Origin of the sequence: Bradyrhizobium sp. 155 (assembly GCF_023101105.1) — a bacterium.
Classification (GTDB): domain Bacteria; phylum Pseudomonadota; class Alphaproteobacteria; order Rhizobiales; family Xanthobacteraceae; genus Bradyrhizobium; species Bradyrhizobium canariense_D.
The window spans coordinates 5710291-5735398 of the sequence record NZ_CP064704.1 but is presented as its reverse complement, the minus strand read 5'-3'; the positions used below and the strand labels follow the sequence as shown (position 1 = coordinate 5735398).

Below are 25108 nucleotides of genomic sequence, written 5' to 3'. Positions count from 1 at the left end.
AATGCAGGTCAGAATTGCACTGATAGAGCCAGGTCCGCTTTTTCCCCTCTCCCCTTGCGGGCGAGGGTGGCTCGCCGCGAAGCGGCGAGACGGGTGAGGGGTCTCTCTCCGCGTGCTCAACTGCATGAGATGCGCGCGCGGACAGAAACCCCTCATCCGCCGCTTCGCGCCACCTTCTCCTGCAAGGGGAGAAGGAAGGAAGACAACCTACCGAAACACATGCAGCGCCACATGCTGCAGCAGCATGATCGCCTTGGCGTCGATGATACGCCCGTCCGCGATCATCGCCAGCGCCTCGTCAATGCCGAGCTCCAGCACCTCGATGTCCTCGCCTTCGTGTTCGAGGCCGCCGCCGTCGCTGACTCGCATCTCCGGCTCGTACTCGGCGACGAAGAAATGCAGCTTCTCGGTGATGGCGCCGGGGCTCATAAACGCTTCGAACACCTTGTGGACGCGGTGCAGGCGATAGCCGGTTTCCTCCTCGGCCTCGGCGCGGATGCGCACCTCGGGCGAGGCGTCGTCGAGCACCCCGGCGGCGGCTTCGATCAGGAGATCGTCGTAACCGCGGATGAAGGCCGGCAAGCGGAATTGCTTCACCAGGATCACCGTGCGCCGCGCTCGGTTGTAGGGCAGCACGGCGGCGGCGTTGTCGCGCTCATAGGTCTCGCGGTGCTGCGTCTGCCATTCGCCATTGGCGCGCCGGTACTCGAACGTGGTGGTCTTGAGGGGGGTCCAGCCGTCCGAGAGCACGCGGACGTCCTTGATGCGAACGCGGTCGGATATGGTCATGCTTCGATCTCAGTTGCTTGGCGTTGTGGTGCGGCCGTCGATCCACTTCTGGAACATCACCGAGGTCGATTCCTCGAAACCCAGCGACTGGTAGAACGCATTGGCCTGCTCATTGCCGCGCCGGACCAGCAGCTGGAGCTTCAAAATTCCAGCCGCGCGCAGCCAGTCTTCGGCCGCGGCCATGATGACGCGGCCGTAGCCACGCTTCCGGCTATCCGGATCGACGGCGACGTAATAGACCCAGCCGCGATGGCCGTCATGGCCGACCATGACGGTGGCGACGATGGCGCCGTTGTCGCGGCCGAGCAGGATGGTGGAATTGTCGCGCCGTCGCGCCAGCGCGATGTCGGCATGCGGATCGTTCCACGGCCGCGTCAGCCCGCAGCGCTGCCACAGCGCGACCACGGGCTCGACTTCGGCCTCGGTGATCGCGTCGATCTTGAGCGCACTCACAGCACTTTTCCCGGGTTCATGATTCCAAGCGGATCGAGCATCGCCTTGAGCTGTCGCATCAACTCAATTGCGGTCTTGTCCTTCACGTCGGGCAACTCGTCGCGCTTGAGCACGCCGATGCCGTGCTCCGCCGAGATCGAGCCGCCCATACGCAGCACGATGGCGAACACGACCGCGTTCATCTCGTGCCAGCGCGCCAGATAGTCCGCGGTGTTGGCGCCGATGGGCTGGCTGACATTGTAGTGCAGATTGCCGTCGCCGAGATGGCCGAACGGCACCGGCCGCGCGCCGGGAATCAGCTTCACCACGGCTTCATTGGCCTCGGCGATGAAGGCCGGCACGGTGGCCACCGGCACGGAGATGTCGTGCTTGATCGAGCCGCCCTCCGGCTTTTGTGCTGACGACATTTCGTCGCGCAGCTTCCAGAAGCCAGCGCGCTGGGTGAGATTGGCCGCGATCACCGCGTCGTCGACGATCTCGTCCTCCATGGCGCGGCCGAGGATCGTTTCCAGCGGCGTCCGGGCGTCATCGCCGGGCGACGACAATTCCATCAGCACGTACCAGGCATGCTTTTGCGCGAGCGGATCGCGCACGTCGATGCCGTGGCGGATCGAGAAATCGACCGCCATCTCCGAGAGCAGCTCGAAGCTCGTCAGCGCATTGGCGGCCTCGCTTTGCGCGATCGCCAGCAGCTTCAGCGCGGCGTCCGGCGACTTCAGCCCGACGAAGGCGGTCTCGATCGACCGCGGCTTCGGAAACAGCTTCAGCGTCGCCGCCGTGATGATGCCGAGCGTGCCTTCGGCGCCGATGAACAGGTTGTGCAGATTGTAGCCGGTGTTGTCCTTCTTCAGCTTCGACAGCACGTTGAGCACGCGACCGTCCGCCAGCACCACCTCGAGCCCCAGCGCCATCTCGCGCGCGACGCCATAGGCCAGCGCGGCCGTGCCGCCGGCATTGGTCGAGAGATTGCCGCCGATGGTGCAGCTGCCCTCCGCCCCCAGCGACAGCGGAAACAGCCGGTCCACGTCCGCGGCCTTCTGCTGCGCGATCTGCAGCACGACGCCGGCCTCGCAGGTCATAGTGTTGGAGGCGGTGTCGATCTCGCGGATCTTGTCGAGCCGGCGCAGCGACACCACCACCTCGCCATTGTGCGGGGTCTGGCCGCCGACGAGCCCGGTGTTGCCGCCCTGTGGCACCAGCGCGATCTTGTGCTCGGAGGCGAGCTTGCAGATTGCGGCGACTTCCGCGGTCGAGCCCGGGCGCAGCACCAGCGGCGAGCGGCCGTGGAATAGATTGCGCTCTTCGGTGACGTAGGCCTCGATGTCGGCTACATCGGTGATGGCGTGCCTCTCGCCGACGATCTTGCGGAATTGTTCGATCAGCTCGGGCGCAAGCGGAGGGGTGGCGGGATGATTAATGTTCATTGTCTTGTCTCTTGCTTCGCTCTTATCGCGCCACAGCCGCCCGGCGCAGGCGGTCGTTGATCGCTTCGCCCAGATCCTCTTCGGGGATCGCCATCACGGCGATCGCCCGCGGCCCCCTAGCATCGAGGGCGCGAAGATAGCCGAACAGATTGGCGGCGGCTTCATCGAGATCGCCGGTGGGCGACAAATTCATGACGGCGACGGCGGCCTCCAGACCAGGCAGGCGCGCCGGGCCGAACGCCAGCAGCGCTTCGCCCGGCGCGACGTCCAGCGCATTGAGCCGCACATGGGCGTGTGGCGCGTAATGCGAGGCCAGCATGCCCGGCGCCAGCGGCTGGCTGTCTTCGCTGTCGGTCTCCGCGGGCAGTCGCGCCAGCGCTGCACCAAGCACGGCCTCGATCCGCTCGCGAGACAGCCCGCCGGGCCGCAGCAGCATCGGCGCCGCAAAACAGCCGACGATCGTCGATTCGACGCCGACCGTAACAGGCCCGCCGTCGACGATCAGGTCGATCCGCCCCGCAAGGTCGCTCTCGACATGGGCCGCCAGCGTCGGCGAGACGTGGCCGGAGATGTTGGCGGACGGCGCCACCACCGCCCCGCCAAAGGCGCGCAGGATCGCCTGCGCCACCGGATGGGCCGGAATGCGGATCGCGACCGTGTCGAGGCCCGCGGTGGCAAGCTCGGCCACCGGGCAGTTTTCCGTCTTCGGCACCACCAGCGTCAGCGCCCCCGGCCAGAACGCCTCCGCAAGGCGCAAGGCGCAGGCGTCGAATCGTCCGATCCTGCGCGCGGCCGCGAGGTCGGCGACATGCGCGATCAGCGGATTGAAGGCCGGCCGCCCCTTGGCGGCGTAAAGATGGGCGATGGCACTGGCATTTCCGGCGTCCGCCCCGAGCCCGTAGACCGTCTCGGTCGGGAACGCGACCAGCCCGCCGGCTGCCAATGTCCGGGCGGCAGCTTCCGCGCCGGCCTCGCCGGCCGGTAAAATCAGCGTTTCAAGACCCGTTTTCACAGGGATAAGATTCCTCAGCTCGGCCGCTTGCGGTGCGCCAAACCCGACGCTATAAGCCGGCCTCTTGTCGGAGTGTGGCTCAGCCCGGTAGAGCACTGCGTTCGGGACGCAGGGGTCGCAGGTTCGAATCCTGCCACTCCGACCATTCTTCCAAAAGTCGACGTTTTTCTAGAGGCTCGTTCCCAAGCTTGGCGGACCAGCCGCCGGCGCCCGGGAGCGTCTTCTTGCAACGATTTTCAGGGCGGGTCCACGGCCGATTTGGCCGGACAGGGCGGTCTGTCGCGGTGGCATGGCTCGGCATTGCCTGTTTCGATAACTCGGCGTTGCAAGCTAGGTCAGAGGACTACCGCCTCGCCACCAGCACGCCGACCATAAACGCAATCATCAGCGCCGGCAGCGGCGCCTCACGCACCATGCCGCGAACGACGTGGGTCCAGTGCTGCTCCGGGACGAGGTTCGGAGACCTGATCTCCGGCGTTGGCGTGATGCCCCATTCGGAGGCGAGTTCGGCAATCTCGCTTAAGGCAAGCCGGACGCCGTCGCGGACGCGGAAGATGGCGGCATCCGCGCGCTCGCGCGGCGCAAGCAACATCATCGTCGTGACGGCCGTACGCAGGGTCATCTCGCCGTAGCCTTGCAGCCTGACCGATTCCTCGGGGTCGGACGTCATCGAAAATACCTCACAGCGCCAAATGCCTTACAAAGCGAAGTGGCGCGCGATGGTGAATGCCATCGTCGCGCACAGGACCAGCGTGGATACCGCGCCGGCCACGCCGCGCGCGAGATCGGCCCGCGTCAGGTGCCTGGTCATGATTTTGCTCCATGCTCGGCATGGCAATGGCGGGGAGGCGGCGTTGGTTCCTGCGCGACGGGCGAATCGCGAACGCCGGCTATTTCCGCAGGAGCTCGCTCAGCGCCGCCGTCGCCTCGGCGCAGCGGATGTCGTCGATCTCGCGCGACAGGCTGAGCGCAGTCGATCTGAGCTCTTCGACCTTCCAGCTCTCGGGGTGCTGAGTCTCGAGTTGACCGAGCCGCTTGTTCAGATCGTCCAATCTGGTTTGCAACTGTTCGACGCTGGCGGCCCCATTCACCACCCAGACTCTTTGCGCACGCATCGTCGTTCCCCTGCTCGTCTCACGGCGTTGTGAGAGGGGTTCGTGGCCGCAATGGGAGTTTCTTTTGTCCGGCTTCAGACGGACGGGAACCGTTGCAGATCGGCAACGGGAGTTCCTTCGCGTTAACCTGGGTGCGACGGGAGCCAATCGCCGTCGCCGCATCAGGCCGCGCGCGGCCGCTCCGTCGATCGCTTTTCGAGGCGGCTTTCGAGAATCGCGATGCTCACCCGGATATTGTCGCGCCGGGCCCGCAGGTTCTGCGCTAGCATGGGGTAGGCGAGGTTTTGGGGATCGGAGATTCCGGCCTTCCGTTCTTCCTCCAGAATGTCGGCGTCGATCATTTGCAAGCGCCAACGCAGATCGGAGATCAATGCGTGGAGCTGTGTCGGCATGGTCGCTTCGAAACGGGACGTCGGGTGCATGATCGCCTCACGATGAGACAGACCCACTGCGGGTCTGAGGGATTTGACTCCCGTGCAGCAAGCGGAATGCCAGTGGGCGGCTGAGCGTCTCCCGCGATTGCTCGACAGCGCACCGGAACGATTGCCACTCTTTCCCGTTGCTGCAGGGGCCTCGACAACGAGGCGATCGAGGGACCCATGCCGCTCATCCGCTATTTCGTCTTCACCGGCGGCGCTCTGCTCGCCCTCCTTTTCCTCGCCGACCGGTACATGACCGCCCCCGTGAGCGCCGCCGCGCCGGCCGAGCCAGATCGGTCGATTGTGCGCGTTCATTCCGCGCAAACCTGGCCTGAGAAGATCGTCCTCGACACCAGCGTACGGCAAATATCGCTGTCCAAAGCCGAGTCGGTTCCGCCGACTCCCGCGCCTGCCGTCGCCGACGCGCTGCCCACGCAGGAGAGGCCCCGCCAAGCTTTTGCAATGGTGGCGCAGCCTGATGCGACGCCGAAGCAAGCAGCTCGGACCGTTTCGAACAAGCGCAGTGCGGAGAGGCACCGTCGACGCCAGCCCTCGCGCATGGCGGCGCGCGATCAGACGATGTTCTTCAACGAACCTGCATCGGCGGGTTGGTAAGTCGCGCTCCGTGAGATGCATCTTCCCCCCGGTAGGCGTGTAGCTGCCCATGCTCGATCGCCTGAGCAGCACGAGCGGGGGTTTGCGAGATTATCTGTTCTCGGTACTTTCCACGTGACGGTCGGGCTGCCTCTCGGTTGGGCACCGTGCCGGACAGCGAGTCTGTGCGCGCGGCGCATCGCGCGATAGTCTCTGCCGCGACCTGACCCGGGAAGCGGACGAGGGAAAGATTCGTGACGAGATTTGTGACGATCGCAGCCGGCCAGCTTGGCCCTGTCGCGCGGACCGAGACGAGAACCGCGGTCGTGGCGCGCCTGATGGCCTTGATGCGCCAGGCGAAGGCCAACGGCTGCGACCTGATCGTCTATCCCGAGCTCGCGCTGACCGCGTTCTTTCCGCGCTGGTATTTCGAGGATCAGGCTGAGATCGACAGCTTCTTTGAGCGCGAGATGCCGGGGCCGGAGACAAGAGGCCTGTTCGATCTCGCGCGCGAGATCGGCATCGGATTTTATCTTGGCTATGCCGAGCTGACGGTCGAGGCCGGAATTGTCAGGCGCTACAATACCTCGATCCTGGTCGAGAAGAGCGGCGCCATCGTCGCGAGATATCGCAAGGTTCATCTGCCCGGGCATGCCGAGCATGAGCCGTGGCGCGAATTCCAGCATCTGGAAAAGCGCTATTTCGATCCAGGCGATGGCTTTGGCGTGACCGAGGCCTTTGGCGGCGTGATGGGGATGGCGATCTGCAATGACCGCCGCTGGAGCGAGACCTACCGGGTGATGGGCCTGCAGGGCGTCGAGATGGTGATGATCGGCTACAACACGCCGGTGCACAATCCGCCCGCACCCGAGCATGACGATCTCTCGCTGTTCCACAATCATCTGGTGATGCAGGCCGGCGCCTACCAGAACGGCACCTTCGTGGTCGGCGTCGCCAAAGCGGGTGTCGAGGAGGGCGTCGACCACATCGGCGGAAGCTGCGTCATCGCGCCCTCCGGCGAGATCATCTCGCGATGCACGACCAAGGGGGACGAGATCGCGCTCGCCCGTTGCGATCTCGATCTCTGCAATTCTTACAAGCGCACCACTTTCAATTTCGACGTTCACCGTCAGCCGCACGCCTACGGGATGATTGTCGAACGGAAGGGAGTGACACTCATGGCCGACGGAACGCCGGTGCGAACGAAGCGGTGAGCTCTCGTAGCCCGGGTGAGCGCAGCGACACCCGGGACCGCTGTCGCTTGTGGCAAGACCCCGGATGTCGCTTCGCTCATCCGGGCTACGGGACCTTGCTGTGTCGCCCCCGTGTCAATCCGCTCTCACAAAAATATTCCGCTTTACCGAAATTCGGAAAGGGCGTATGTGTCGCCCATCCCGGCTCATCCTTGAGGGGCGATCTTGTGGTCGTCATGTTCGCGAGCCGGGCTTGCGGTGGACGCGGCAGCGTTCGGGTGCGAGAGGCTAAGGGCAGGGCGGATTGCTCTCCGTGAGCCCAAGGCTGCGTGCCGACGAGCGGCGCTGCTAGGCTTCGTCTCGTCTGTAAGTTTCCGGCTCCGTCGACAGGGCTGGGAAAACTGCGGCGAAATGGCGAGCCGTGCGTACGGCAAAACCGTGTGGTCCTGGCCGTCGTTGCTACGGTCAAGCTCTTGCGGATGCGGCATCTGCGTCAACCGGCGCGGGTGCCGGTGACTTCTGCGAGGACGAGGGAGGCCAAAGAGAACTCGGCTCCCGGGAGAGCACGGCATAAGCCGTCCAACCATCGCGCAGGGAAGGCCGAGTGATTGGCTACACCTGTATGCTGCTGTGCGGTTCTCTCTGCGTGTGCTTTTCGCGCAGCGGACCGCGGGTGCCAGCCGGCACCCGGCCTTCCCTGCGCCCTCTTGGACAAGAGGGTGAAGCGACGAAGCAAAGCTCGGGCGGAATCAGCCGCGAGGATGAGAAGGCATGTCTGCAAGTTGAAATGTGCGCAGGACCGCGATGTGGCCTGCGCCGTGGCGATGCCCGGCAGTCAGGCATAACAACCTCAAATGTCGTCGTGGCGAAGGCCAGGACCCATACCGCGAGGTCTATCGATTTAAGGCGATATCAATCCCACCGAACGAATGTCCGCCCAACCCCTTCCCTGGGATAATGGGTCCTGGCCTTGGCCAGGGGCGACGCCGGAGTTAGTGGCCCTACCGCCCCAATCACAACCAAGTGTCTTTGTTTGGAAACAAACATTCCCTATTATCCTGCAATGCAAAAAGCGGCCCGCAAATCCCCGCCCATTGGCCGTCCGCCTGGCCGTCCCCGGGAGTTCGACATGGACACCGCGCTCGACAGGGCCGTCCGCGTGTTTTCCGAGCGCGGTTATCATGCCACCTCGATCGGCGATCTCACCGCGGCGATGCGGCTGGCGACCGGCAGCGTCTACAAGGCGTTTCGCGACAAGCATGCGGTGTTTCTCGCCGCCTTCGAGCGCTACGCCGCGCTGCGCCAGGAGCAGACGCGCAGCGCGGCGGCAAAAGGCGACAATGGCCGCGAGCGGCTGCGCAACATGCTGCTGTCGTATGTAGAGCACTCCCAGGGCAGCGAGGGGCGGCGCGGCTGCCTCGTGGTCGGCAGCGCGGTCGAATTGTCCGCGGTCGATCCGGTGGTCGCCGCCCTCGTCAGCGCGCGGCTCGAGACCAACGAAGGCTTCATCGCCGGCCTGATTCGCGAGGGGCAGGCCGACGGCTCGATTCCCCGCCATGTCGCCGCCGCCGACACCGCGCGCCTGATGATCTGCATCACGCAAGGCCTGCGCGTGGTCGGCAAGGCGGGCCTTTCGCTCGACGGCAAGCGCCTGGTCGCCGTCGCGATGAAGCTGCTCGCCTGAATTTTTTGTCATATTAGGAAACGACCGTTTCCGATATCTGGAGAGCCTGTGAATGACGATGAATGCCACGATCGAGACCGCGCCGGATCCGGATGCGGTGTCGCAGCGACTGACCTTCGTGCTTGCCGCGGCCTGTGGCATGGTCGCCGCCAACATCTATTACGCCCAGCCGCTGATCGCCCCGATCAGCGCCGCGCTCGGCCTGTCGCATGAAGCGGCGGGACTGATCGTCACCATGACGCAGATCGGCTACGGCGTGGGGCTTCTCTTCATCGTCCCGCTCGGCGACCTCGTCGAGAACCGTACCCTGATTTGCTCCGTCATCACGCTCGGCGCGGCAGCCCTGCTCGCCGCGGGGTTCGCGTCCCACGCGCTGCCCTTCCTGATCGCCGCGTTGTTCATCGGACTCGGCTCGGTCGCGGTGCAGATCATCATTCCCTATGCGGCGCATCTTGCGCCGGCAGCCATTCGCGGCCGCGTCGTCGGCAACGTCTCGACCGGCCTGATGCTCGGCATCATGCTGGCGCGGCCGGTGTCGAGTTTCGTCACGGCGATGCTGTCGTGGCATGCAGTGTTCTTCTGCTCGGCCGCGTTGATGATCGTGCTCGCAGCGGTACTCTGGATGACGCTGCCGAAGCGCAGGCCGGTCGCGCGGATGCATTACGGCGAGTTGCTGCTGTCGATGCTCCATCTGGTGCGGACCACGCCGCTGCTGCGCCGCCGCGCGCTGTACCAGGCCAGCCTGTTCGGCGCCTTCAGCCTGTTCTGGACCGTGACGCCGCTGCTGCTCGCGAGCGAATTCGGCTTCACCCAGCGCGGCATCGCGCTGTTCGCGCTTGCCGGTGTCGCCGGCGTGTTCGCAGCCCCGATCGCGGGACGGCTTGCCGATCGCGGCCATAGCCGCATGGCCACGCTGGTCGCGCTGCTACTCGCGGCCGTAGGATTCCTGATTACGCATGTCGGCGCGCCCGGATCGGTGCTGAACCTCGCCTGCCTGGTCGTGGCTGCGATCGCGATCGACATCGGCGTGCAGGGCAACGTCGTGCTCGGCTTCCGCGCGATCTTCGCGCTGGGGCATGAGCACCGCAGCCGCCTGAACGGTCTCTACATGGCGACCTTCTTCACCGCGGGCGCGGCGGGCTCGGCGGTCGGCGCGTGGGCGTTTGCACAAGGCGGCTGGACGCTCGCATCGGCCTTTGGCCTCGCGCTGCCCGTCGCAGGCCTGGTCTATGCGGCCACCGAGTAGGGGCTGGTTGCTCCAATTAGCGATCCGGCCCGTTTACCAAGGCCGCCGGGTCGGCAATTTCCACCTCGCAGTTTCCCTGCCGCTGTAGTACTTTGGTCGCAAGCGAGCCTGGTTAACGGGCGGCAGGGGGAGGCTGATGAGGCGTGCGGGGCTGGTTGGCGTACCGCGGGTACGACCATGGTCGTGGCAGGCGTTTCTGCTTGGATTCATCGTTGTCGCAATGTCGGCTGCGCTCCAGGGCGGCTGTGTCGCGCTCGGCGCAAAACTCTATTTCGCGGCGTTCCTGCCCAGCCTGTTCGTGCTCGGCATTATTGCGGGCGCACCGGCGGCGGCGTTCGCCGCACTACTCACCATTCCGCTGGTATGGTGGGCATTCATGCCGCCCTTCTTCGAGTTCAATTCGCTGACCAGCGCGCATGCCGATTCCATCAAGCTGTTCTGCCTGCTCGCCGTGCTGGTGATCGGCCTTGCCGATCTCTGCCGCGAGATCATCAGCCGCGGTGGGTTGAAGCCGCGGGGCGAGAGCGCGGCGACGAATTCGCAATAGATCGGCCTTGTGCGGCCGCGCACGTTGCGCGCGGGCAACAGTCCGGAAACCATTCGCACGCTTGCTGTGCGGCGCTAACTTTTCGAAAAAGATTTGGCCGCAATTTCTCCCTCGGGAATGACGAGGGAGTTTTCGGACATGAACGGCCAAATCACCGGTCACGCCATCTTGGAGAACGTGCGCCGCTACCGCGGTATCGCATCGCTCTATCGCCAGACCGCTGCATTCCGCCCGGACCAGAGCTGGTCGCTGCTCGAGCAGGCGAAGGATTGGGAAGCGCGGGCGCTGCTGGAGCTGGAAGCCTATTTCGCCGCGCGGATGGACTACGCCCCTACACGCGCGGCCTGATCGTTAACCATCGGCGCGGCCTTGCGCAGGCCCGCCGAAGGGCCGGTCGTCGGGTCGTGCACGGAAAACACGGGGCGATTACGGAGTTATCTCGTCGCCCGTCTGTGCTAGCAACGTCCCGACCGAGACATCCCAATTCGGCCGGGGCAAGCGATGACCACCTTCAACCGCATCTTCACGACCGAGCGCCTGCTCCAGATCATCGTCATTCTCGCGGCTACGGTCGCGATGAAGCTGATGGGCTGAATTTCGACGGGCTATCGCGCGCCGAATTCGGGCACGTCGGGAAGATAGTTCGACCCCTCCGATCCCAAGAAATCGAACATCGCCTGCGCCGGCGGCAACAGCACCTTGTCGCTGCGGCGGATCACGTACCATTGCCGCACGATCGGCAGGCCCGCGACGTCGAGCACGATCAGCCGGCCCTCGGTGAGCTCGTGCGCCACGGTGTGGGCCGAGATGAAGGCGATGCCGAGCCCGGCGATGACCGCCTGCTTGATGGTCTCGTTGCTGCTCATCTCCATGCCGATGATCGGCTCAAGATCCGACCTCTGGAACATGCCTTCCATCAGTGTCCGCGTCCCCGAGCCGGGCTCGCGGGTGAGGAAGGTCTCGTGCACGAGGTCGGTGAGGTTGAGGCCGGAATCCTTCTCCAGCCAGTGCCCCTTGCGCGCGACGATGATGTGCGGATTGCGCCCGAGCTGCCGGACGTCGACGCTGACATCGGCCGGTGGCCGACCCATCACCGCGAAGTCGAGGTCGTAGCCGTGCATGGCCCCGCGGATCTCCTCGCGATTGCCGACCGTGAGCTTGATCTCGATCTTCGGATACCGCTTCGAGAATGCCGCGATCGCGTGCGGCACGAAATATTTCGCGGTCGAGACCGCGCCGAGATGCACCGTGCCGCCGGTTCGCCCCGCAAGCAGGTCGAGCGAACCCTGGCAGTCCGCGATTGCGGCCTCGACGCGCTCGGCGAGCGCCAGCACCTCCTTGCCGGCTTCCGTCAGCAGCATGCCGTCGCCGGTCCGCTGCAGCAGCGGCAGTCCGGCGAGATCCTGCAGCTGGCGCAATTGCTGGGTCACGGCCGGCTGCGTCAGGCCGAGCTGGGTCGAGGCTGCCGTGACGCTGCCTTTTGCCGAGAGCGCCGCAAGCGAGCGAAGCTGCCGGATCGTGAGATGCCGGAGCTGTGCCGCCGAATGGACATTATAAGATAATTCTTTAGCGCTCATTATGAATAGAAATTTTCCTTATTAAGCCGCCTCTGTCAATCTCGTCGTTGTTGGCACTGACCGCACCGACCTCCCAGCGAGGAGGGAACTGGATGCGGCGCCTGCAAAGGGATGGACGCAGATGACCGGGCAACTCAGGCTGGACGACCACCTTCAGCGGTATTCCGAGACGGCGCCGCATGCGCTGGCCGTAGCGGTCGCGGTCGATGCCATCGCGGCGGCCGCGATCGAGATCGCCGATCTTATCGCCACGGGAGACCTTGCGGATGCGTCGGGCCTGACCACCGGCCGCAACAGCGACGGTGACGTGCAGCGCGATCTCGACGTGCAGGCGGATGCGATCCTGCGCCGCTGTCTCGGCAAGCTGCCGATCGCGGCACTGGCGTCGGAGGAGATGCGTGAACCGCAGATCGGTGACCGCGCGGCGAAGATCTGCGTCGCGATCGATCCGCTCGACGGCTCCTCCAATATCGACATCAACATGACCGTGGGCACGATCTTCTCGATCCTGCCCGCGCCCGACGATCTCGCGCTCGCCTTCCATCAGCGCGGCTCGGCGCAGCTCGCGGCGGGATTCGTCACCTACGGCCCGCAGACCTCGCTGGTGCTGACGCTCGGCGAGGGCGTCGACATCTTCACGCTTGACCGCGGGTCCGGTTGCTTCCGTCTCGCGCGTAGCGCCGTGCAAATCTCCGAGACCTGCGAGGAGTTCGCGATCAACGCCTCGAACCGCCGGCATTGGGAACAGCCGGTGCGCGCCTTCGTCGACGAATGCCTCGCCGGTGTGGAAGGGCAGGCCAACCACAATTTCAACATGCGCTGGGTCGGCTCGCTGGTGGCCGAGGCCTATCGCATCCTTACCCGCGGCGGCGTGTTCCTCTATCCCTCCGATGCACGGCCTGGCTATGGCGACGGCCGCCTGCGCCTCGTCTACGAGGCGCATCCGATGGCTTACATCGTCGAGCAGGCCGGCGGCTCGGCTTCGACCGGGCGCGAGCGTATCCTCGAACTCTCGGCGCAGAGCCTGCATCAACGCGTGCCGCTGATCATGGGTTCGAACAACGAGGTGCAGCGCGTCGAGGAACTGCATTGCGATCCCTTGCTGGTCGCCAGCGTCTCCGCACCGCTGTTCGCGCGGCGCGGCTTCTTCCGGCTCTGAGCGAGGCGCCCCGATGTCCAGGAAGCATCCGATCATCTCCATCACCGGCTCTTCCGGCGCCGGCACCACGTCGGTCAAGAAGACCTTTGAGCAGATCTTCTTCCGCGAGAGGGTCAACGCCGCCTACATCGAAGGCGACGCCTTCCATCGCTACGATCGCGCGGAAATGCGCACGCAGATGGCGAAGGAGGCCGATCGCGGCAACAGGCATTTCAGCCATTTCAGCCCCGAGACCAATCTGTTCGAGGAGCTGGAGCGGGCGTTCCGCGACTATGGCGAGACCGGCACGGCGACGACGCGGCACTACGTCCACGACGCCGAGGAATCCGCGCTGCATGGCGCCGCACCCGGCACCTTCGCCGAATGGAAACGGCTGCCGGAGAGCTCCGACCTTCTGTTCTACGAGGGCCTGCACGGTGCTGTCGTTACCGACAAGGTCAACGTCGCGCGTTATGCCGACCTCAAGATCGGCGTCGTGCCCGTTATCAATCTCGAATGGATCCAGAAGCTGCACCGCGACCGCAGTGCGCGAGGCTATTCGACCGAGGCCGTTACCGACACCGTTCTGCGGCGGATGCCCGATTACATCCACTACATCTGCCCGCAATTTTCCGAGACCGACATCAACTTCCAGCGTGTGCCGACGGTGGACACCTCCAATCCGTTCATCGCGCGCTGGATCCCGACGCCGGACGAGTCGATGGTCGTGATCCGCTTCAAGAACCCGCGCGGCATCGACTTCCCCTATCTGCTCTCGATGCTGCCGCAAAGCTGGATGTCGCGTGCCAATTCGATCGTGTGTCCCGGCGCGAAACTCGATCTTGCGATGCAGCTGATCCTGACGCCGCTGATCATGCAGCTGATCGAGCGTAAGCGAAACCTGAAGTGAACGAGGGGAGGATCCGATGAACATCTCCGTCCACGCCGACGCTGACCTCACGGCGGTATCGCATGGCGATCTCGCCAACGCCGTCCGCTTCCTCGCGGTCGACGCCATCGAGACTTCGCAGTCCGGCCACCCCGGACTGCCCATGGGCATGGCCGATGTCGCCACCGTGCTGTTCTCGCGCTTCCTGAAGTTCGACTCGGCTCACCCCCATTGGCCGGATCGCGATCGCTTCGTGCTGTCGGCGGGCCATGGCTCGATGCTGCTCTATGCATTGCTCCATCTCACCGGCGGCGACGTCAGCCTCGATGACATCAAGGCGTTCCGGCAATGGGGCTCGAAGACGCCGGGCCATCCGGAATACGGCCATACGCCGGGCGTCGAGACGACGACCGGTCCGCTGGGGCAGGGGATTGCGACCGCGGTCGGCATGGCACTCGCCGAGCGCATGGCCAATGCGCAACATGGCGACGGCCTCGTCGATCATTTCACGTACGTCATCGCCGGCGACGGCTGTCTGATGGAAGGCATCAGCCAGGAAGCGATCTCGCTCGCCGGGCATCTCGGGCTGGGCCGCCTGATCGTGCTGTTCGACGACAACGGCATATCCATTGACGGCCCGACCTCGCTTGCGACCTCCGATGACCAGCTCGCGCGCTTCGCTGCCTCCGGCTGGTCGGTGCGCGGTGTTGACGGGCACGATCCCGAAGCAGTTGCGCAGGCGATTGCCGAGGAGCGTGAGAGCACAAGACCGTCGCTGATCGCCTGCCGCACCATCATCGGCTTCGGCGCGCCGGATCGTCAGGGCACCGAGAAGGCGCATGGCGCGCCGCTCGGCACGGAGCAGACGGCCGCGGCGCGGCGAACGCTCGGCTGGGACTATCAGCCCTTCGTGGTGCCTGTCACGATCCTGAAAGCATGGCGGATGATCGGGCAGCGCGGGCAGGTCGAGCGTCTCGCCTGGCTCGATCGCTATGAATGCGCGACGCCCGAGCAGCGCGACCTGTTTATCGAGGGCAAGGCGGTTGCCCTGCCGAACGCCTATGCCCAGGCCTCGGCGAAATTGCGCGAGCGCTTTGCCACCGAGCGTCCGAAGCTCGCGACGCGGCAGGCGTCGCAACAGGTGCTCGACGGCATCGCCGAGACGATTCCCGGATTTGTCGGCGGCTCGGCGGATCTCACGCATTCGAACCTGACGCATGCCAAGGCGCAGACCCCGGTCAAGCGCGACGCGTTCGCCGGCGATTACATCCATTACGGCATCCGCGAGCATGGCATGGCGGCCGCGATGAACGGCCTCGCGCTGTACGGGGGCTTCATTCCCTATGGCGGCACCTTCCTCGCGTTCTCCGATTACAGCCGGCCGGCGATCCGCCTTGCGGCCTTGATGCGGATCCGCGTCATTCATGTGATGACCCATGACTCCATTGGCCTCGGTGAGGACGGCCCCACGCACCAACCGGTCGAGCATCTCGCAGCGCTCCGCGTCATTCCGAACCTGCTTGTTTTCCGGCCGGCCGACGCGGTTGAGACGCTGGAAGCATGGGACTGCGCGCTCCAAGCTGAAAATCGTCCCTCCGTGCTGTGCCTGTCCCGTCAGGCGCTGCCGACCTTCCGCAGCGATGTCCGCGGGAGGAACCGCGTCGCACGCGGCGCCTATCTGATCGTTTCGCCGGACGGTGGCCGCGACGTGACGCTCATCGCAACGGGTTCGGAAGTGTCTATTGCGCTGGAGGCGGCCCGCCTGCTCGCTACCGAGCACGTCCGTGCGGCCGTGGTCTCCGCGCCCTGCTTCGCGTTGTTCGAGGAGCAGCCGGAGGATTACCGCGCCGCTGTGCTCGGCACCGCGCCGCGGGTTGGCATCGAGGCGGCAGTCGTCGGCGATTGGCACCGCTGGATCGGCACCGAGGGCGAATTCGTCGGCATGCGCGGCTTCGGCGCTTCGGCGCCGGCCCCGGTGCTCTACCGCGAATTCGGCATCACGCCGCAAGGCGTTGCGGAAGCCGCCCGGCGGGCGATGGCCCGCGCCGGCAAGCAATAACAGGAGGATTTGTCGTGGCCCGTATCACTCTTCGTCAGCTGCTCGACCACGCCGCCAGTCACGGCTACGCGGTGCCGGCGTTCAACATCAACAACATGGAGCAGGGCATCGCGATCATGCAGGCGGCGGCCGAGGTCGACGCGCCCGTCATCATCCAGGCTTCGCGCGGCGCGCGCAGCTATGCCGGCGACCTCATGCTCTCGCACATGATCGATGCGCTGGAGCGGACCTATCCAGACATCCCGCTCTGCCTGCACCAGGACCATGGCAATGACGAGGCGACCTGCGCGTCCGCGATCGCCCATGGCTTCACCTCGGTGATGATGGACGGCTCGCTCAAGGCCGACGCCAAGACCGCGGCCGACTACGACTACAACGTTGCGATCACCCGCCGCGTCGTCGATCTCGCGCATTGGGTCGGTGCCTCCGTCGAAGGCGAGCTCGGCGTGCTCGGCTCGCTCGAGCATGGGGGCGGCGAGCAGGAGGACGGTCACGGCGTCGAAGGCACGGTCAGCCATGATCAGTTGCTCACGGATCCCGACCAGGCGGTCGACTTCGTCCGCGCCACCAAAGTCGATGCGCTCGCGATCGCGATGGGCACCTCGCACGGCGCCTACAAGTTCAGCCGCAAGCCGGACGGCGACATTCTGGCGATGCGGGTGGTCGAGGAGATTCATCGCCGGCTGCCGAACACGCATCTCGTGATGCACGGCTCTTCCTCTGTGCCGCAGCCCCTCCAGGACATGTTCAACCAGTTTGGCGGCGAGATGCCGCAGACCTGGGGCGTGCCGGTCGAGGAGATCGTCCGCGGCATCACGAGCGGCGTGCGCAAGGTCAATATCGACACCGACTGCCGGCTGGCAATGACCGCGGTGTTCCGGAAAGTGGCCGCGCAAACGCGCTCCGAGTTCGATCCGCGCAAATTTCTCAAGCCCGCCATGGATGCGATGCGCGAGCTCTGCCGCGAGCGCTTCGAGCAGTTCGGCACCGCAGGCCACGCCAGCGGTATCAAGGTCGTTCCCTTGAGCGAGATGGCGCGGCGCTACCGCGCCGGCGATCTCGATCCGCGCGTCGACGCCCGCGAGCCCGTCGCGGCCTAATCATTCAGAGAGAGAAGAGCAGGAGAGAGCCATGAATGCACATGCAGGAACCGTCCGCGGCAAGGAAAGATATCGATCGGGCGTGATGGAATACAAGCGCATGGGCTATTGGGAGCCCGACTACGTGCCCAAGGACACCGACGTCATCGCGCTGTTCCGCGTCACGCCGCAAGAGGGCGTCGATCCGATCGAGGCGTCAGCCGCAGTCGCCGGCGAATCCTCGACCGCGACCTGGACGGTGGTGTGGACCGATCGGTTGACCGCCGCCGAGAAGTATCGCGCGAAATGCTACCGCGTCGATCCGGTGCCGGGCACGCCGGGCTCGTACTTCGCCTACATCGCCTATGACCTCGACCTGTTCGAGCCGGGCTCGATCGCCAACCTCTCGGCCTCGATCATCGGCAACGTATTTGGCTTCAAGCCACTGAAGGCGCTGCGGCTGGAGGACATGCGTTTCCCGGTCGCGTATGTGAAGACGTTCCAGGGACCGGCCACCGGCATCGTGGTCGAGCGCGAGCGGCTCGACAAGTTCGGCAGGCCGCTGCTCGGCGCGACCGTCAAGCCTAAGCTCGGCCTCTCGGGCCGCAATTACGGTCGCGTGGTCTACGAGGCGCTGAAGGGCGGGCTCGACTTCACCAAGGATGACGAGAACATCAACTCGCAGCCGTTCATGCACTGGCGCGACCGCTTCCTTTATTGCATGGAGGCGGTGAACCGGGCGCAGGCGGCCTCCGGTGAGGCCAAGGGGACCTACCTGAATATCACCGCGGGAACCATGGAGGATATGTACGAGCGCGCCGAGTTCGCGAAGGAGCTCGGGTCCTGCATCGTCATGATCGATCTCGTGATCGGCTACACCGCAATCCAGTCGATGGCGAAATGGGCGCGCCGCAACGACATGATCCTGCATCTGCATCGCGCCGGTCACTCGACCTACACGCGGCAGAAAAGCCATGGGGTGTCGTTCCGCGTCATCGCCAAGTGGATGCGGCTCGCCGGCGTCGATCACATCCATGCCGGCACCGTGGTCGGCAAGCTCGAAGGCGATCCCAACACCACGCGCGGCTATTACGATGTCTGTCGCGAAGACTTCAACCCGGCCAAGCTCGAACACGGCCTGTTCTTCGACCAGTCATGGGCGAGCCTGAACAAGATGATGCCGGTCGCCTCCGGCGGCATCCATGCCGGCCAGATGCACCAGCTGCTCGACCTGCTCGGCGAGGACGTCGTGCTCCAGTTCGGCGGCGGCACCATCGGCCATCCCATGGGCATCGCGGCCGGCGCGATCGCCAACCGTGTGGCGCTGGAAGCGATGATCCTCGCCCGCAACGAGGGCCGCGACTACGTCCACGAAGGACCGGAGATCCTGGCCAGGGCGGCCGAGACCTGTACGCCGCTGAAAGCTGCACTTGAGGTTTGGAAGGACGTCTCCTTCAATTATGAATCCACCGACACGCCGGACTTCGTGCCGACCGCGCTCGAAACCGTTTGAGGAGATTTGACATGAAGCTGACCCAAGGCTGCTTCTCATTCCTGCCCGATCTGACCGACGACCAGATCACCAAGCAGGTGCAGTATTGCCTGACCAACGGCTGGGCGGTGAACATCGAGTTCACCGACGATCCGCATCCCCGCAACACCTATTGGGAGATGTGGGGCCTGCCGATGTTCGATCTCCAGGACGCCGCCGGCGTGATGATGGAGCTCGCCGAATGCCGCAGAGTGTATGGCGACCGATACATCCGCCTCAGCGGCTTCGACTCCAGCCATGGCTGGGAATCGGTGCGGATCTCGTTCATCGTCAACCGCCCGCCGCAGGAAGCCGAGTTCGAGCTGGTGCGGCAGGAGGTGAGCGGACGCGCGATCCGCTACACCACCGTGCGCCGGCAGCTCGCGCACGCACCAACCTAAGTCATTCTCCTCCGCGCGGAGCACTCCCTGCTCCGTTTCCTTGGCGGACCACTGCTTCGCCGCTCCCCCGCGGCGAAGCCCTTTTCTTCGAGGTGCCGATGCTGGATGTTCCCCACGCCATGACCACTGAGCCCGGCGAGACCAGTTTCGATCTCCGCAAGGAGGCCGAAGAGGCTGGAATCACGGGCACGCTGCAGCAGCTCGAGCAGGAGCTGATCGGATTGAAGCCGGTGAAGAGCCGCGTGCGCCAGATCGCGTCGCTCTTGCTGATCGAACGTATCCGGCAGCGTGCGGGATTGGCTTCGTCGCCACCGACGCTGCATATGTCGTTTACCGGCAATCCCGGCACCGGCAAGACGACGGTCGCGCTGCGCATGGCAAAGATCCTGCACGGCCTCGGTTTCGTGCGGCGCGGGCAGGTGATCTCGGTGACGCGCGACGATTTGGTCGGCCAGTATATCGGCCACACCGCGCCGAAGACCAAGGAGATCCTGAAGAAGGCGATGGGCGGCGTGCTGTTCATCGACGAGGCCTATTATCTGCACCGTCCCGACAACGAGCGCGACTACGGCCAGGAGGCGATCGAGATCCTGCTCCAGGTGATGGAAAACCAGCGCGAGGACCTCGTCGTGATCCTTGCCGGCTATGGCGAGCGGATGACGAGCTTCTTTGCCTCTAATCCCGGCTTCCGTTCGCGGATCGCGCATCACATCGACTTTCCGGACTATGCGGAAGCCGAGCTGCTCGTCATCGCCGAGCTGATGCTGAAGGAACGGGGTTATCGCCTCTCGGCGGCGGCGCGCGAGGCGTTCGAGAAATACATCGCGCTACGTCGGACCCAGCCGTTCTTCTCCAATGCGCGCTCGATCCGCAACGCCGTCGACCGCATCCGCCTGCGGCAGGCCGATCGGCTGGTGTCCGATCTCGACCGCATGCTCGATATCGCCGACCTCGAAACGATCGATCCCATGGACGTCCTGGCGAGCCGCGTCTTCAGCGGCGGTGCGGACGCGCAGGGGAGTGCGAAGCCATGACGAGAGAAATCCTCATCGCGCCGTCAATCCTGGCTGCGAATTTCGCCCGCCTCGGCGAGGAGATCGTGGCGATCGATGCGGCGGGTGCCGACTGGATTCACTGCGACGTCATGGACGGGCATTTCGTCCCGAACATCAGTTATGGCGCGGACGTCATCAGGGCGATCCGGCCGCTGACGAAGAAAATGTTCGACGTGCATCTCATGATCGCGCCCGCCGATCCCTATCTCGAAGCGTTCGCGAAGGCCGGCGCGGATGTCATCACGGTGCATGCCGAAGCCGGTCCGCACCTCGATCGCTCGCTCCAGGCCATCCGCGCGCTCGGCAAGAAAGCCGGCGTCAGCCTGTGTCCCGCGACTCCCGAAAGCACGATCGAATATGTGCTCGATCGCCTCGACCTCGTCCTGGTGATGACGGTCAATCCGGGCTTTGGCGGCCAGTCCTTCCTCGAATCCCAACTCGAGAAGATCGGGCGTATTCGAAGCATGATAGGCGACCGGCCGATCCGACTCGAGGTTGACGGTGGCATCACGCGCGACAATGCCGCCGCCGTGGCCGCTGCGGGCGCCGATACGCTTGTAGCGGGCTCCGCCGTGTTTCGCGGCAAGAGCAGCGCGGACTATGCCGGCAACATCGCGGCCATCCGCGCCGCTGCGGAAGCCGGCAGGGTTCCGATGCTGCAACATAGTTCGGCGCAGACAATGCGTGCCGGTGAGCCCGCGCTCATCCGGTAGACTGCCGGATACAGGCGGGCGAGCCGGCACCGTAATGGGGTGTGCCAGGGCGTGCCCCTTTGCACTGCAGATATACGAGGATGACCCACAACCCTAGCCTTGGCCTGCGGTAAGGTCCGAAGCGGTTGAGTCCGCGCTGATTGGAACTTTCGCCTCGATACGCGTTTGCCTAGAAACAAGCGAGTCAAGCGCGCGGCGGGCGCAGCAAATCTTTTGCACAACCGCCATCGCCCTGACGCAAATAAGGGCAATAAGCTCTGTGAATGCGAGGGAGGGTCTCATGGACAACGTACGTCGCTACCGCGCGCTAGCGTCCCTCTGTCGTCAGCAGGCCGCCTACCGGCCGCTCCAGAGCTGGGAACTGCTCGGCCAGGCCGAACATTTCGAACATCTCGCCGAAGTCGAACTCAAGGCGCATTTCGACGCGTGCAATGCGCAACAAGACGAGGACGGCGTCGAGGCCACGGCGTGGGAGAGACCCGCCGCGGCGTGACGGTCCAACTTGTTCGAATATGACCTGAACTTGCCGACGCCGGCACCGCTCAAGACGCGGTTGTCAGCCCGAACGACAAGGCTTGTGACCGGCCCGACCTGGATAAGCCCTCGATTAATGCGACATCAGCGTCGGGACGGTCATGGCTTCCAGCATGGCGCGGGTGACGCCGCCGAGGAACCGCTCCTGCAAACGCGAATGGCCGTAGCCGCCCATGATCAGAACATCCAGGTTCTCATCGGCTGCCAGCGACAGCATGGTCGGCTGAATGTCAGAGCGCGGGGCCGACAGGTTGACCGTGCGGGTCGACAGTCCGCGCCGGCCGAGATGCCTTGCCAGATTGCGCGTCGAGACTTCCTCGGGAACCATATCTGTTTCGTTGATCGCAATGATCACGATCTCCTCGGCGCGGGCCAGGAATGGTGCGGCGTCGCGCATAGCGCGCGCGGCGAGGCGGCTGCCATCCCAGCAGATGCCGATCCGTTTCGCCTTGAACGCTCCATGGAAGGTGTAGGGCAGGAAAAGCACCGGGCCACCCGCCTGGAACAGGATCTCGCCGGGCACATCGTTGTCGAGTGAGCCTTGCGCCGGATCCGGCTGGAGCACGATGCTGAGATCGTGCAGCCGCGCCATCTCGCCGAGCAAGCCGACCGCATCCCCCGGCATCGCCCCGAGTGGGTGGCATGTGTAGGAAATGCCGGCGTTCATCGCTTTGCTCTTGAATACCGCGAGCGCCGCCTCGGCCCGCTCCACTGCACTCTCGCGCTCCATCTCGAACACCGCCGCCACCGCAGCGCCGCCCTCCATGATATAGGCCGCACTGGTTGCCACATAGCCAACCGCGACTGCATCGAGATGGGCGTTGAGGCCCGCTGCGAGCGAGATCGAGCCGTCGATCACCGGGCGGATCGGCCGCTCGGTGGGGATGTGGACGAGAATGTCTTTGTACATGACGTGCCTCCGATGGACATCATCCGGTGGCCGCAGTCTTCCACGGTGCGCATGGCCCGCGTTGAGCTGCATCAAACGTGCAGCCTTGACCTTTGGCCGTATCGCCGGCCCGGCTACTTTGCCAAGATTTAATCGCGTGGACGGGACGCTGTAAGGTGGCGACCACCATGTTGGGTGCAAGGCGACTTACCCAACATGGACATATCGACATGAGCGATCACGTCAATTCCGACACCACAACGTCCCGCAAGGTCCTGAGGCCGCGCCGGCTCGCGCTGCTCGGCACCGTGGCCGCGCTTGGCGTGGCCGTGCTGGCGACTGCTCCCGGCTCTTCGCCGTTCAGCGCGACCTCCTTCATTGCGCCCGCCCAGGCCGCGGAGACCGCCGCGACACCGCCGGGCTTCGGCGACCTCGTCAGCAAGGTCAAACCCGCCGTCATTTCGGTGCGGGTCAGGATCGACCAGGACAATGATAAGAGCGCGATGCTGCAACAGAACCGGATGGATTCGGACGAGGCGACGCCGTTCGACCAGTTCTCGCGGCAATTCGGCTTCCGCGGCCCGGGTGGCATGGAGGGCATGCCGCGCCAGCGCCGCCAGATGATCACGGGTGAGGGCTCCGGCTTCTTCATCTCCGCCGACGGCTATGCCGTGACCAACAACCACGTCGTCGATCACGCCGAATCGGTGCAAGTGACGATGGACGACGGCACCATCTACAGCGCGAAAGTGGTCGGCACCGATCCGAAGACGGATCTCGCGCTGATCAAGGTCGAGGGCAAGAAGGATTTTCCGTTCGTCAAATTCTCCGACCAGAAGCCGCGTATCGGCGACTGGGTGGTCGCGGTCGGCAATCCCTTCGGCCTCGGCGGCACCGTGACCGCCGGCATCGTCTCGGCCAGCGGCCGCGACATCGGTAATGGTCCCTATGACGACTTCATCCAGATCGACGCGCCGATCAACAAGGGCAATTCCGGCGGGCCGGCCTTCGACATGAACGGCAACGTGATCGGCGTGAACACCGCGATCTTCTCGCCCTCCGGCGGCTCGGTCGGCATCGGCTTCGACATTCCGGCTTCGACCGCAAAGCTCGTCGTCGCACAGTTGAAGGACAAGGGCGCGGTCACACGCGGCTGGCTCGGCGTGCAGGTGCAGCCGGTGACGTCGGATATCGCCGACAGTCTCGGCCTCAAGGAGGCGCGCGGTGCGATCGTTGACAATCCGCAGGACGGCAGCCCGGCGGCGAAGGCGGGCATCGAGGCGGGCGACGTCATCACCGCCGTCAATGGCACCGCGATCAAGGATTCCCGCGATCTCGCCCGCACCATCGCCACCCTGGCGCCGGGCACGTCCGTGAAGCTCGATGTCGTCCACAAAGGCGACAGCAAGACGGTGACACTGGCGCTTGGCGAGTTGCCGAACGAGCGGCAGGCTAGAGCCGACGAGGGCAAGTCTCAGCCAGATGCCGGCATGCCGCCGCGTCTCGGGCTCAGCCTGGCTCCGGCCGGCGACGTGCAGGGCGCCGGCCAGAAGGGCGTCGTCGTCACTGAAGTCGATCCGCAACGCCCGGCCGCGCAACGCGGCATCCAGACCGGCGACGTCATCCTCAACGTGGGCGGCAAGGCCGTCGCCAATATCGGCGATGTCCGTTCGGAGCTGGCGCAAGCGAAATCGTCCGGCAAGCGCAGCGTGCTGCTGCAGGTCAGAAGCGCGCAGACGACCCGGTTCGTGGCGGTGCCGCTCGCATAAGGCGAACGTCGATCGGCGCAACTCCAAAAAGGCGGCCTTCGGGCCGCCTTTCCCGTTCGCCTTCAGGATTTCCGCACATCGCCGATAACATTCTCGTTAACGGCAGGGAGGATGACCCGGTTTCGTCCGAAAAAGCCGTGTTCGCTCATCACAATTGCGGATCTCGTACGGACTCGGCGGCAATGAAGCCGCCGACGATTGCAAGCGTGGAACTTCGAACTTGCCGCCGCTGAGCCGGCCGGCAATTCGTATTTGATCGGTGCCGACATGGATCGATTGAAGCTCTCGCTGAGAAGTGCGCTGCTTGTGGCGCCGTTGGTAGCGCCACTCGTGCTATGGGGTGGAAACGCTCTCGGGCGCGACGACGGCCGCTACGCGGACTCACCTCTCAAGCCGTGGTTCGACGGCCTGCGCAGCCATCTCGGTCCGTGCTGCTCGGATGCGGATGGGTTTGCGGTCGCCGATCCCGATTGGGACTCGCACAATGGACATTACCGCGTGCGGCTCGACGGCGAGTGGGTCGAGGTACCGGACGAAGCCGTGATCACCGAGCCGAACCGGGCCGGCCGCACCATGGTGTGGCCGGTGAAGACCGCGTTCGGCGTTTCGATCCGCTGCTTCATGCCGGGCAGCATGATCTGACTGAGGTCAGCGCGACCGTTTGGAGGATTTGCGCTTCGACGTCTTCTTCGAACTCTTTCTCGAAGTCTTCTTGGATGTTTTCCGAGATGTCTTCTTTGACGTCTTCTTGGACGTCTTTCGTTTCGCGGCCTTCTTCGGGACCTTCTTGCCCTTCTTGCGCGCTTTCGACAGGCCGATCGCGATTGCCTGCTTGCGGCTCTTCACGCGTCCGCCTCGACCGCCCGGTCCGCTTTTCGCGGTCCCCTTCTTGTAGCGCTTCATCTCGCCTTCGACATCGCTGCCGGAGCTGCGCGAGTAGCGGCGCTTCTTTGCCTTGCGTGCCATGCATGTTCTCCCTTGGCCTGGGAAAACAATCC

Annotated in this window: 27 protein-coding genes and 1 tRNA gene; 18 read left to right on the top strand and 10 right to left on the bottom strand. The window is 64.8% G+C overall.

The genetic code is table 11. The features are described from left to right. Positions 1-207: 207 nt before the first annotated feature. Genes IVA93_RS27745 through IVA93_RS27730 form a run of 4 tightly spaced genes read right to left on the bottom strand, consistent with a single transcriptional unit; the run spans position 208 to position 3678 of the window. Positions 208-789, bottom strand: a complete 582-nt coding sequence (locus tag IVA93_RS27745; protein WP_018458816.1) for an NUDIX hydrolase — start codon at positions 787-789, stop codon at positions 208-210. 9 nt (positions 790-798) lie between these two features. Continuing rightward, a complete protein-coding gene (locus tag IVA93_RS27740; RefSeq protein WP_018458815.1) occupies positions 799-1242 on the bottom strand; it encodes a GNAT family acetyltransferase in 444 nt (147 codons plus the stop codon). Next, complete coding sequence (locus tag IVA93_RS27735) at positions 1239-2666, bottom strand: FAD-binding oxidoreductase (protein WP_018458814.1); 1428 nt, start codon at positions 2664-2666, stop codon at positions 1239-1241. The genes IVA93_RS27740 and IVA93_RS27735 overlap by 4 nt, the downstream gene beginning before the upstream one ends. 22 nt (positions 2667-2688) lie before the next feature. Continuing rightward, the gene (locus IVA93_RS27730; protein ID WP_247452736.1) at positions 2689-3678 is read right to left on the bottom strand and encodes an L-threonylcarbamoyladenylate synthase; all 990 of its coding nucleotides are present in this window, start codon (positions 3676-3678) and stop codon (positions 2689-2691) included. A 68-nt stretch (positions 3679-3746) separates the two neighbouring features. Here IVA93_RS27730 and IVA93_RS27725 point away from each other — a divergent pair. Further along, positions 3747-3823, top strand: a tRNA-Pro gene (locus tag IVA93_RS27725). 198 nt (positions 3824-4021) lie between these two features. On the opposite strand, the gene IVA93_RS27720 is transcribed toward IVA93_RS27725, so the two are convergent. The 3 genes from IVA93_RS27720 to IVA93_RS27710 all read right to left on the bottom strand — a co-directional run bounded on the left by IVA93_RS27720 (position 4022) and on the right by IVA93_RS27710 (position 5134). Beyond that, positions 4022-4348 carry a hypothetical protein gene (locus IVA93_RS27720; RefSeq protein ID WP_018458813.1) on the bottom strand — a complete coding sequence of 109 codons (327 nt, stop codon included), beginning with the start codon at positions 4346-4348 and terminating at the stop codon, positions 4022-4024. Positions 4349-4568: 220 nt separating this feature from the next. Then, on the bottom strand, positions 4569-4793 hold the full coding sequence (locus tag IVA93_RS27715; RefSeq protein WP_026233665.1) for a hypothetical protein: 225 nt from the start codon (positions 4791-4793) through the stop codon (positions 4569-4571). 161 nt (positions 4794-4954) lie between these two features. Beyond that, complete coding sequence (locus IVA93_RS27710) at positions 4955-5134, bottom strand: hypothetical protein (RefSeq protein WP_371258555.1); 180 nt, start codon at positions 5132-5134, stop codon at positions 4955-4957. Between the two features lie 258 nt (positions 5135-5392). Between IVA93_RS27710 and IVA93_RS27705 the strand changes: the two genes are divergently transcribed. The 6 genes from IVA93_RS27705 (at position 5393) to IVA93_RS27680 (ending at position 10824) form a co-directional block, all read left to right on the top strand. Next, complete coding sequence (locus tag IVA93_RS27705; RefSeq protein ID WP_018458810.1) at positions 5393-5827, top strand: hypothetical protein; 435 nt, start codon at positions 5393-5395, stop codon at positions 5825-5827. 233 nt (positions 5828-6060) lie between these two features. Further along, positions 6061-7020: an N-carbamoyl-D-amino-acid hydrolase gene (locus IVA93_RS27700; RefSeq protein WP_026233664.1), complete on the top strand. Its 960-nt coding sequence runs from the start codon at positions 6061-6063 to the stop codon at positions 7018-7020. 1042 nt (positions 7021-8062) lie between these two features. Next, the gene (locus IVA93_RS27695) at positions 8063-8683 is read left to right on the top strand and encodes a TetR/AcrR family transcriptional regulator (RefSeq protein ID WP_039799656.1); all 621 of its coding nucleotides are present in this window, start codon (positions 8063-8065) and stop codon (positions 8681-8683) included. A 52-nt stretch (positions 8684-8735) separates the two neighbouring features. Then, entirely contained in the window at positions 8736-9929 is a 1194-nt protein-coding gene (locus tag IVA93_RS27690) for an MFS transporter (protein ID WP_018456177.1), read from the top strand. A gap of 136 nt (positions 9930-10065) precedes the next feature. Further along, complete coding sequence (locus tag IVA93_RS27685; protein ID WP_026233102.1) at positions 10066-10476, top strand: hypothetical protein; 411 nt, start codon at positions 10066-10068, stop codon at positions 10474-10476. 138 nt (positions 10477-10614) lie between these two features. Further along, complete coding sequence (locus IVA93_RS27680) at positions 10615-10824, top strand: hypothetical protein (protein WP_018456179.1); 210 nt, start codon at positions 10615-10617, stop codon at positions 10822-10824. Between the two features lie 257 nt (positions 10825-11081). Here IVA93_RS27680 and IVA93_RS27675 read toward each other — a convergent pair whose 3' ends face one another. After that, entirely contained in the window at positions 11082-12053 is a 972-nt protein-coding gene (locus IVA93_RS27675; protein ID WP_018456181.1) for a LysR family transcriptional regulator, read from the bottom strand. A gap of 121 nt (positions 12054-12174) precedes the next feature. Between IVA93_RS27675 and IVA93_RS27670 the strand changes: the two genes are divergently transcribed. The 9 genes from IVA93_RS27670 to IVA93_RS27630 all read left to right on the top strand — a co-directional run bounded on the left by IVA93_RS27670 (position 12175) and on the right by IVA93_RS27630 (position 21411). Then, complete coding sequence (locus IVA93_RS27670; RefSeq protein WP_247452740.1) at positions 12175-13212, top strand: class 1 fructose-bisphosphatase; 1038 nt, start codon at positions 12175-12177, stop codon at positions 13210-13212. A 13-nt stretch (positions 13213-13225) separates the two neighbouring features. Beyond that, positions 13226-14101 (top strand): phosphoribulokinase, encoded by an 876-nt coding sequence (locus tag IVA93_RS27665; protein WP_247789276.1) that lies wholly within the window; start codon positions 13226-13228, stop codon positions 14099-14101. A gap of 16 nt (positions 14102-14117) precedes the next feature. Next, complete coding sequence (gene tkt, locus IVA93_RS27660; protein ID WP_018456184.1) at positions 14118-16139, top strand: transketolase; 2022 nt, start codon at positions 14118-14120, stop codon at positions 16137-16139. A 14-nt stretch (positions 16140-16153) separates the two neighbouring features. Continuing rightward, positions 16154-17239, top strand: coding sequence for a class II fructose-bisphosphate aldolase (fba, locus tag IVA93_RS27655; protein WP_018456185.1), 1086 nt, complete (start codon positions 16154-16156; stop codon positions 17237-17239). 31 nt (positions 17240-17270) lie between these two features. Next, on the top strand, positions 17271-18731 hold the full coding sequence (locus IVA93_RS27650) for a form I ribulose bisphosphate carboxylase large subunit (RefSeq protein WP_085352576.1): 1461 nt from the start codon (positions 17271-17273) through the stop codon (positions 18729-18731). An 11-nt stretch (positions 18732-18742) separates the two neighbouring features. Beyond that, positions 18743-19150, top strand: a complete 408-nt coding sequence (locus IVA93_RS27645; protein WP_018456187.1) for a ribulose bisphosphate carboxylase small subunit — start codon at positions 18743-18745, stop codon at positions 19148-19150. Positions 19151-19248: 98 nt separating this feature from the next. Further along, entirely contained in the window at positions 19249-20184 is a 936-nt protein-coding gene (gene cbbX / locus IVA93_RS27640; protein WP_018456188.1) for a CbbX protein, read from the top strand. Then, entirely contained in the window at positions 20181-20918 is a 738-nt protein-coding gene (rpe, locus tag IVA93_RS27635; protein ID WP_018456189.1) for a ribulose-phosphate 3-epimerase, read from the top strand. Before cbbX ends, rpe begins: the two co-directional genes overlap by 4 nt. A 280-nt stretch (positions 20919-21198) precedes the next feature. Continuing rightward, complete coding sequence (locus IVA93_RS27630) at positions 21199-21411, top strand: hypothetical protein (RefSeq protein ID WP_018456190.1); 213 nt, start codon at positions 21199-21201, stop codon at positions 21409-21411. Between the two features lie 114 nt (positions 21412-21525). Here IVA93_RS27630 and IVA93_RS27625 read toward each other — a convergent pair whose 3' ends face one another. Next, positions 21526-22362, bottom strand: coding sequence for a universal stress protein (locus IVA93_RS27625; protein ID WP_018456191.1), 837 nt, complete (start codon positions 22360-22362; stop codon positions 21526-21528). Positions 22363-22571: 209 nt separating this feature from the next. On the opposite strand from IVA93_RS27625, the gene IVA93_RS27620 reads away from it, so the two are divergent. Together IVA93_RS27620 and IVA93_RS27615 are read left to right on the top strand one after the other, a co-directional pair. Then, positions 22572-24110, top strand: a complete 1539-nt coding sequence (locus IVA93_RS27620) for a Do family serine endopeptidase (RefSeq protein WP_247789275.1) — start codon at positions 22572-22574, stop codon at positions 24108-24110. Between the two features lie 267 nt (positions 24111-24377). Beyond that, the gene (locus tag IVA93_RS27615) at positions 24378-24752 is read left to right on the top strand and encodes a hypothetical protein (protein ID WP_026233103.1); all 375 of its coding nucleotides are present in this window, start codon (positions 24378-24380) and stop codon (positions 24750-24752) included. Positions 24753-24758: 6 nt separating this feature from the next. Here IVA93_RS27615 and IVA93_RS27610 read toward each other — a convergent pair whose 3' ends face one another. Then, positions 24759-25076 (bottom strand): DUF6496 domain-containing protein, encoded by a 318-nt coding sequence (locus IVA93_RS27610; protein WP_018456194.1) that lies wholly within the window; start codon positions 25074-25076, stop codon positions 24759-24761. Positions 25077-25108: the final 32 nt, after the last annotated feature.

Bases quoted from the DNA above. Each gene is read 5' to 3' on its own strand.
- IVA93_RS27745 (WP_018458816.1), bottom strand. From the start codon at position 789: ATGACCATATCCGACCGCGTTCGCATCAAGGACGTCCGCGTGCTCTCG.
- IVA93_RS27735 (WP_018458814.1), bottom strand. From the start codon at position 2,666: ATGAACATTAATCATCCCGCCACCCCTCCGCTTGCGCCCGAGCTGATC.
- IVA93_RS27720 (WP_018458813.1), bottom strand. From the start codon at position 4,348: ATGACGTCCGACCCCGAGGAATCGGTCAGGCTGCAAGGCTACGGCGAG.
- IVA93_RS27715 (WP_026233665.1), bottom strand. From the start codon at position 4,793: ATGCGTGCGCAAAGAGTCTGGGTGGTGAATGGGGCCGCCAGCGTCGAA.
- IVA93_RS27710 (WP_371258555.1), bottom strand. From the start codon at position 5,134: ATGATCGACGCCGACATTCTGGAGGAAGAACGGAAGGCCGGAATCTCC.
- IVA93_RS27705 (WP_018458810.1), top strand. From the start codon at position 5,393: ATGCCGCTCATCCGCTATTTCGTCTTCACCGGCGGCGCTCTGCTCGCC.
- IVA93_RS27695 (WP_039799656.1), top strand. From the start codon at position 8,063: ATGCAAAAAGCGGCCCGCAAATCCCCGCCCATTGGCCGTCCGCCTGGC.
- IVA93_RS27690 (WP_018456177.1), top strand. From the start codon at position 8,736: ATGACGATGAATGCCACGATCGAGACCGCGCCGGATCCGGATGCGGTG.
- IVA93_RS27685 (WP_026233102.1), top strand. From the start codon at position 10,066: ATGAGGCGTGCGGGGCTGGTTGGCGTACCGCGGGTACGACCATGGTCG.
- IVA93_RS27680 (WP_018456179.1), top strand. From the start codon at position 10,615: ATGAACGGCCAAATCACCGGTCACGCCATCTTGGAGAACGTGCGCCGC.
- IVA93_RS27675 (WP_018456181.1), bottom strand. From the start codon at position 12,053: ATGAGCGCTAAAGAATTATCTTATAATGTCCATTCGGCGGCACAGCTC.
- IVA93_RS27670 (WP_247452740.1), top strand. From the start codon at position 12,175: ATGACCGGGCAACTCAGGCTGGACGACCACCTTCAGCGGTATTCCGAG.
- IVA93_RS27665 (WP_247789276.1), top strand. From the start codon at position 13,226: ATGTCCAGGAAGCATCCGATCATCTCCATCACCGGCTCTTCCGGCGCC.
- tkt (WP_018456184.1), top strand. From the start codon at position 14,118: ATGAACATCTCCGTCCACGCCGACGCTGACCTCACGGCGGTATCGCAT.
- IVA93_RS27650 (WP_085352576.1), top strand. From the start codon at position 17,271: ATGAATGCACATGCAGGAACCGTCCGCGGCAAGGAAAGATATCGATCG.
- IVA93_RS27645 (WP_018456187.1), top strand. From the start codon at position 18,743: ATGAAGCTGACCCAAGGCTGCTTCTCATTCCTGCCCGATCTGACCGAC.
- cbbX (WP_018456188.1), top strand. From the start codon at position 19,249: ATGCTGGATGTTCCCCACGCCATGACCACTGAGCCCGGCGAGACCAGT.
- rpe (WP_018456189.1), top strand. From the start codon at position 20,181: ATGACGAGAGAAATCCTCATCGCGCCGTCAATCCTGGCTGCGAATTTC.
- IVA93_RS27630 (WP_018456190.1), top strand. From the start codon at position 21,199: ATGGACAACGTACGTCGCTACCGCGCGCTAGCGTCCCTCTGTCGTCAG.
- IVA93_RS27625 (WP_018456191.1), bottom strand. From the start codon at position 22,362: ATGTACAAAGACATTCTCGTCCACATCCCCACCGAGCGGCCGATCCGC.
- IVA93_RS27620 (WP_247789275.1), top strand. From the start codon at position 22,572: ATGAGCGATCACGTCAATTCCGACACCACAACGTCCCGCAAGGTCCTG.
- IVA93_RS27615 (WP_026233103.1), top strand. From the start codon at position 24,378: ATGGATCGATTGAAGCTCTCGCTGAGAAGTGCGCTGCTTGTGGCGCCG.
- IVA93_RS27610 (WP_018456194.1), bottom strand. From the start codon at position 25,076: ATGGCACGCAAGGCAAAGAAGCGCCGCTACTCGCGCAGCTCCGGCAGC.